Source organism: Pleurocapsa sp. CCALA 161, from assembly GCF_003003995.1.
In the GTDB taxonomy this organism is placed as follows: Bacteria; Cyanobacteriota; Cyanobacteriia; order Cyanobacteriales; family Xenococcaceae; genus Waterburya.
The window spans coordinates 24,151-30,150 of sequence record NZ_PVWF01000063.1; the positions used below are offsets into that span (position 1 = coordinate 24,151).

The 6,000-nt window shown below is 39.2% G+C and carries 7 protein-coding genes; 4 read left to right on the forward strand and 3 right to left on the reverse strand.

All coding sequences use genetic code 11. The annotated features are described in order from the left end of the window. Window positions 1-66 precede the first annotated feature (66 nt). Complete coding sequence (locus tag C7B62_RS15290) at window positions 67-822, forward strand: SDR family oxidoreductase (RefSeq protein ID WP_370303996.1); 756 nt, start codon at window positions 67-69, stop codon at window positions 820-822. 89 nt (window positions 823-911) lie between these two features. Then, window positions 912-1,346: a GNAT family N-acetyltransferase gene (locus C7B62_RS15295; RefSeq protein ID WP_106238254.1), complete on the forward strand. Its 435-nt coding sequence runs from the start codon at window positions 912-914 to the stop codon at window positions 1,344-1,346. 32 nt (window positions 1,347-1,378) lie between these two features. Here C7B62_RS15295 and C7B62_RS15300 read toward each other — a convergent pair whose 3' ends face one another. After that, window positions 1,379-2,011 (reverse strand): acetyltransferase, encoded by a 633-nt coding sequence (locus tag C7B62_RS15300; protein ID WP_106238226.1) that lies wholly within the window; start codon window positions 2,009-2,011, stop codon window positions 1,379-1,381. Between the two features lie 357 nt (window positions 2,012-2,368). Here C7B62_RS15300 and C7B62_RS15305 point away from each other — a divergent pair, with 357 nt between their 5' ends. Continuing rightward, a complete protein-coding gene (locus C7B62_RS15305) occupies window positions 2,369-4,009 on the forward strand; it encodes an FAD/NAD(P)-binding protein (RefSeq protein ID WP_106238230.1) in 1,641 nt (546 codons plus the stop codon). Window positions 4,010-4,028: 19 nt separating this feature from the next. Further along, on the forward strand, window positions 4,029-4,766 hold the full coding sequence (locus C7B62_RS15310; protein ID WP_106238233.1) for a YdcF family protein: 738 nt from the start codon (window positions 4,029-4,031) through the stop codon (window positions 4,764-4,766). Here C7B62_RS15310 and C7B62_RS15315 read toward each other — a convergent pair whose 3' ends face one another. Further along, entirely contained in the window at window positions 4,767-5,555 is a 789-nt protein-coding gene (locus tag C7B62_RS15315; protein ID WP_106238237.1) for a CPBP family intramembrane glutamic endopeptidase, read from the reverse strand. It abuts the gene before it with no gap. 88 nt (window positions 5,556-5,643) lie between these two features. Then, window positions 5,644-6,000, reverse strand: a 357-nt coding sequence (locus C7B62_RS15320) for an AbrB family transcriptional regulator (RefSeq protein WP_106238240.1), incomplete at its 5' end; no start/stop codon positions are given.

A 6,000-nucleotide genomic window follows, 5' to 3' on the forward strand; every position in this document is an offset into this window, starting at 1 on the left:
TTCTAGATTGTACCCCGTTAATAATGGAATTGCTTAAAGCAATCAACCATTAAGGATTTTATGATGATGAATTTTTCAGGTAAAGTTGCAATTGTTACGGGTGGAACTTCTGGCATTGGTCGAGCTACTGCGATCGCTTACGCCCATCAAGGCGCTAAAGTGGTAATAGCAGGTCGTCGAGTCATAGAAGGGGAAGAGACAGTTAAGAAGATCGAGGATGCTGGTGGAAAAGCATTTTTTATTCCAACAGATATCGTTCAAGAGTCAGATGTCAAAGCAATGGTTGACAAAACGGTTGAAGTATTTGGTCATTTAGATATTGCTTTCAACAACGCAGGATCTTATGGTGAAAATCCTTCCCTAAGCGAGCAACTAGATTCTGAATACGAGCGTATTATGGACGTTAATGTGAAGGGTGTTTGGTTATCCATGAAGTATGAGATTACCCAGATGCTGAGTCAGAAAAGTGGTGCGATCGTCAATACATCATCTATTTTAGGTGTGGTTGCAATGCCTAGTGTTCCACTCTACACTGCGAGTAAATATGCGGTGGAAGGCCTGACCAAAGCGGCTGCTATCCAATATGCACAATCGGGTATCCGCATCAACACCGTTGGACCTGGTGCAATTGAAACAGCAATGTTTGAGAAAGCAACGGATGGACAAGATGAAGCAAAAGCTTACATGGCAGGACTTCATCCCATGGGTCGAGTGGGAAAACCATCTGAGGTGGCTAATGCAGTGCTGTGGTTATCCTCAGATCATGCCTCGTTTGTAACGGGCGAAACTTTGATCGTAGACGGTGGTTATGTTGCACAGTAGTTAAAAAGATTTTAAAATAACAGGCAAACTTTTCGTTAATTGTCCGCAAATTTGCCTGTTTTTCTATTTATACAGTTACTTTAATGAGAATGAATCCTCAACCTTCTGCCTCAATTCAATTAGCAACTTCTATCGCCCAAATCCAACAATGTTTTCCTGTAATGTCGCAACTGCGATCGCATCTGCAAGCAGATAATTTTGCCCAGCAAGTGCAAGCTCAAAGGTCGACTGGTTATCAACTGGCTTATATCTATGATAATCAAGTAGCAGGAGTAGCAGGGTTTAACCTTGCTACTAATTTAGCTTGGGGAAAATATCTTTATCTAGCAGATTTAATAGTGAATGAGGGTTCGCGATCGCAAGGTTACGGTCAAGCATTATTTACCTGGCTAATCGAATATGCTCAAGATCACAACTGTCAGCAGTTTCATCTCGATTCAGGAGTTCAAAGGTTTGCTGCTCACCGGTTCTATCTCCGACACAAAATGAACATCTCCAGTCACCACTTCTCTCTCCAGCTTTAGTTGCAACATAAGTTCTCAGTATTTGCTCATTGCTAATTGAACACAGGTGGCTTTCTCATCTTAATCATCCTAGCTGGATTACCCACTGCCGTCGCATAATCGGGAATATCCCTAATTACCACTGTTCCTGCGCCGACAGTACACCACTTTCCAATTCGGATCGAGGGAATTACTACCGCACCAGCGCCTATATGCGTTCCTTCTCCTACCTTGACATGACCACATAAAGTTGCATGGGGAGAAATATGAGCATAGTCGCCAATCTCATTATCATGATCGATACTAGCTGCCGTGTTAATCAATACGTGTCTACCTACCTTTGCTGCGGATTGAACAATCGCACCTTGTAAAATTACTGTTCCCTCACCAATAGTTGACTTAGCCGAGATAATCGCCGTACCGTGAATTGCTTGACCATAATCAGCATTAGTCCGCAACATCAGATCTAATTCAGCTCTCCTTTGGTTATCCCCTACACTAATAATTAAAGGTGCATCTAATTTTGGAAACGTCTCTCCCTGAACTCTGATCCCCGAATCGATCGCCATAGTGGTCAATTTTGCACCAAGAGGTTGATCATCAAATACCCCTAGCACCTCGACTCCAAGGCTGTTGAGAATATCGGTAATAACCTTAGAATGACCACCTGCTCCGTATAGATACATATTGCTAATCAAGCTAATAAAATAATAATTTTAATAATTTGACAATATCAATATATTGTTTAAAAAATAAGATTTTACGGGGTTTTAGTAATTATCAAAAAATAAGTATTTTAGGATAGTGATTCTAAATTATTAAATTTTGATAATTTATGTGATTTAATTACATATACATATGTAGGTGTATTGGATTAATTTAAAAGATGTTTTGATTTGATATTTGAATTAACTGTTTTATTTAATAGACAATAGATTTATGATGGCGGAAAACATGACATCTAAATTTCCCTCATCTTGCTTAACTAACGAATTCTCATCAATTCCCATCGCCAATTTAAGATTAATTTTAGCAATACTCAAATGCAAGGATTACAGAACGAAAGTGTAGTTGTCAATCAAATTGTCCAATCTGAGCGACCATTTCCATCTACAAGCAGCACTTACGATTTGGCAATTGTGGGATCGGGCATATCTTGTGCATATACTTTGATTCATTATCTGGATTTACTAGCAAAAAAACTAGCTACAAGAGAAATAGAGGAACAAAAAACCATTAAAGTTGCAGTGCTAGACAAGTCTGGAGAGTTTTGGAAAGGTATTCCCTACGGTAGTAGATCGGGTCAACAATCTCTAATCATTACTTCTCTCCGGGAATTTCTACCTCAGCCAGAGCGCGATCGCTTTACTGATTGGTTAAAAGCCAATTACAATAGCGTCATCTCCAGTCTTCAAAAAAGACCAGGTATTTTTAGCAGCCAATGGCTAAAGTCTTATCAAGCAGCAATTGAGCAAAATCATTGGAATGATCTTTTTATACCGCGATATTTATTTGGCTGGTATCTCAAAGAGCGCACAGTAAATCTATTAAAGAAAGCAGCAGCGCAAAATTATTTGCAGTACGAGCTAATTAAGGCAAATGTTTGTAATATTCAAAAGCAGTCAGAAGTTTACCAAATCGATACCACAGAGCATAATCCCCTTTATGCTACAAAAGTAGTTTTGGCGATTGGCAGTCCACCTAACAAAACAGCTTTTTTAAGCCAATTAAAGTTTTTTGAGCGATCGCCTGCTGAAGCTAAAAACGAAGTTTGCTGTATCGCTGATGTATATGAACCTTCGCAAAATAGTAACATTGAACGTATTCTTCAGCATTTACAAGCTAATTCTAGACGAGCCAAACAAGTTCTGATTATTGGTTCAAATGCCAGTGCGTTGGAAACTATCTACAGCCTCAATAATCTGTTAGAAGTGGCACAATTAATCGATAAGTTTGTGGTTGTCTCGCCCAGCGGTACATTTCCCCATCCTATTAAAGATACTCCTGTATCTACGACTTATATTGCCCAAAACCTTGATTTACTTCTACAGCAGGACAATTTCACCGCCAAACAAATTTATGAAGCAGTCCAACAAGATGTTGCAGCAGCCTTAGCAAACAATGAAACTGTAGATGGCACTTATAGGCTCATTTCCCAAAAGGTAATTCAGGCTCTTGATCAGCTTAGTTATCTAGAACAAAAACAATTTGTGATTGAATATGGTGTAAAAATTGGTAAGTTTCAAAGACGCGCAGGGTTAGATTACCTCAATGTTGTAGGCAAACTTGTGCTTGAAGGTCGACTAGAATTTGTCAAAGGCAAATTTATCAGCATCATATCTCTAACAAAAAATCAGTTTGGTTTTGAATATATTCCCCTCAACAGCAGCCAGCCAGAAACATTTACCACTCCTGTTCAAGTAATAATTAACTGCGCTGGATTTCAAGATCTAACTCAATCATCTTCCCCTTTAATTAATAATTTGATTCAACAAGGAATTTGTACTCCTAATGATTCTCGTGGTGGCTTTGAGATGAATGAAAATTTTGAGACACAGCCAAATTTTTATCTTATGGGACCGTTGGTTGCAGGAAACATTAATGATAAGCTAAGAGTTTGGCATGCTGAAAGTTGCGGTCGCATTTTTAATCTGTCTCAAAGCCTAGCAGAAGTTTTATTATAGTTGTGGTCGATGTCAAGCCATGAAAAAGCTCTTTGCTCAAATGCCGAAAAAATATAAGATCTCCTTGATTTTTGTTTTAGGCTTATTATCTGTTGCTGGTATTACCTGGAAACCGATTGGGATTAATTATGGCAAGTGGTTAGCTGCGGGGGAAAGCGATCCTACAGGAGACATGTCTGTTCTACTTTCAGGTAGCAATGCTCGCTTGAAAACTTTGATTGAGCTATATGAGGAAGGAAAAGTTCAGGGAATTTATTATGCAGCAGGAATTGATGAAACTGTCGAAGATTTGACCGAATATCGTAATATCTTTGCAAAATATAAGCTTCCAACTCAAGACTTATACTGTGGTGAGTTGGTTGAAAGTACGTTTAATGAGGCACAGGCATTTAAACGCAAGCTAGCAGAAATCAAAAATCCTGTTAACAAGATTATCTTAGTATCGGATCGCTATCACCTGCGTCGGGGTATATGGAGCTTTAACAAAGTGTTGGGAGATGAAATAGAGGTTACAGCTTATTCAACTCCAAGCTCACCAGAAATTGCCGATCTTCACTGGTGGAAACATCAATCTTCCCGCGAACAAGTCATTGGTGAGACTAAGAAAATGGGTTTTTACTTTATTTATTATGGCCTGCTCAATCAGGGAAATTTAATTACCCATGGTGATGTCAACCGAATAACTACAGGAAAAGTAGCTCAGGGAGTCAATCGCCCTTGCGAAATTGTTCTACCCCAGTTGACTACTAACAAGTAGCTAATAACCCAAAGTCCATATTCCTAATCCCGTAACCCCTAAACACAGTATTCCAGCCATCCCTGCTAAAGGCTGTTGCTTTATGCCTGTAAACCAGTGATCTTGATGTTGATAGATTAATAAATCTGCTGAATCGAGACAGGTTAAGCCCCAAATCCAACCCGCGTGAAGTCCTATGGGTAAGTAAATGGTGTCGTTGATCGATCTGGCTGCTACTAACACCATCCCCATCAGCCATAAACCTGGAAGCTGTGGCAAGGTTTGTTTTCTTTCCCAAACTAAATGCAAACCAGCAAAAATTACGCTAGAGGCGATCGCTGCTAGCCAAAATGAATTATCTGTTAGTAGAGTAATAAATATATACCCACGAAATATTAGTTCTTCTACCAAACTGATTAGTAAACTCAAGCTCAAGACTGGTAACAATAAGCTGGGTATTTGCCTCAAATTCTGCCAACGCCAAGTAACTAAATTACCCAGAGATTCTAGGGTAAAAACCAGTATTAAACTGACTAAACTAGCACCTAATCCCAATAATACATACCATAGGTTGCTAGAGGTAAGGCTTAAACCAAGATCTGCAAAGGTTAAAAATTCTGTTTTAACCTTCCAGATAATTATTCCTGGGACAAGAAGATAAAGAGAAGCTAAGAGAATTAACTTTTGCTTTGGTGTTAGGGACTCTTTTGGCTGCCAGTCAATTAGTCTAGATAGCACTAGGGCAATGGGCAACCAGATGATAGTCCATACTCCCAGCAAGCCAAGAACCTTAAACCATGATGGACTCATCAGCTTAATTGAATTGAATGATAGTACATCACGATGATTTGAAGAGGCAAGGGCGATCGAGCAAACGCTCTACCCGACAACTAGTTATTTAATTATTGTCAGCTGCACCATTGTCTTCACCATCAATTTGTTTCAGGTGAATATGCTTGTATCCCAGCTTAATTTCAAATTTGTCACCTTCCTTTAGACCCATTGCTTGAGTATAGGTAGATCCAATTACAATTTGACCATTTTTATGAACGCTGACTCGATAAGTAGGTTCACGTCCACGACCATCTTTTGCTCCTTCTGGATCTAGAGGAACTCCCTTGGCTGCAAGTACTGCATCGTAAAAATCAGTTAGGTTTACCCTCGTTTGATTATCTTTAGTGATTGTATAATATCCACATTTTTTAGCGGTTTCACGTCTTGGTAAATGAGACAATTCTCTTACTTTTTGCAGTAA